Origin of the sequence: Enterobacter sp. CGMCC 5087, from assembly GCF_003144775.1 — a bacterium.
Lineage (GTDB): Bacteria > Pseudomonadota > Gammaproteobacteria > Enterobacterales > Enterobacteriaceae > Enterobacter > Enterobacter cloacae_M.
The window spans coordinates 1-867 of sequence record NZ_QFXN01000202.1; the positions used below are offsets into that span (position 1 = coordinate 1).

General features: G+C 57.6%; 3 protein-coding genes. All 3 read left to right on the forward strand.

Annotated elements, in window-relative coordinates; genetic code table 11:
- The coding region (locus tag DEO48_RS16450) for a DUF932 domain-containing protein (RefSeq protein ID WP_146198291.1) at positions 1-205 on the forward strand (205 nt) is incomplete at its 5' end.
- Positions 205-459, forward strand: a complete 255-nt coding sequence (locus tag DEO48_RS16455; protein WP_109845750.1) for a hypothetical protein — start codon at positions 205-207, stop codon at positions 457-459. The genes DEO48_RS16450 and DEO48_RS16455, both read left to right, overlap by 1 nt.
- A gap of 16 nt (positions 460-475) precedes the next feature.
- A partial coding sequence (locus tag DEO48_RS16460) for an antirestriction protein (RefSeq protein ID WP_109845751.1) occupies positions 476-867 on the forward strand: 392 nt, incomplete at its 3' end.

Here is an 867-nt window from a genome sequence, read left to right on the forward strand (position 1 = left end):
TCCGCGACGGTATGAGGACCGTCAGGACGACCTGTGGACCATTTATAACCGCATTCAGGAGTCTTTGCTCAAAGGTGGCCTGAGCGGACGCACCGCACAGGGAAAACGTACCCACACCCGCGCGATTAACGGCATCGACGGCGACGTGAAACTCAACAGAGCGCTCTGGGTGATGGCCGAAAGTCTGCTGGAGACGCTGAAGTAATGCCGCGTATTCCCGAGGGGGTGATTCAGGTGGCGCCATATCCGCTTTCACTGACCCACCGGACAGGTTGCCGCTCCGTCGCTGACGACGACCTGTGCGCCTGGTGCTCACATCTTCTCTACCGACCCGGTGAGCTCAGCCTCTGCAGCTTAAGTCTTCCTGAAGGCCACTGCCCATCACGCTGTGATGAGGATGGCTATGCGCAGTCCTGCCCGTCACTCCTGCTTAACCTGTCTCCCCGGCCCGATAAATAAACAAGGAAAAACGACTATGACCGACATTATTAACCTTAACGATAACAACCCGTTACATCAGCAACCTGCCGATGAAGCCTCCGCACTGACCGCCACGCTCGTACCGGACGAGCAGCGCGTGGGGTTCTGGCCGAAGTACTTCGGCAGCATACCGCAGTGGATAATCCTCGAACCGACCGTCTTTGCCTGGATGGACCGCTTCTGCGCTGACTACAGCGGGGGTATCTGGAATTTTTATACGCTCAGCAACGGCGGCGCGTTTATGGCCCCGGAAGCTGACGACAATACTGATGAACAATGGTCCCTGTTCAATACCCTGAACGGTAACGGCGATGAGCTCAGCAGCGAGGCCGCCGGGATTGCCGTCTGTCTGATGACTTACAGCCACCACGCCATGCGCACCGAATG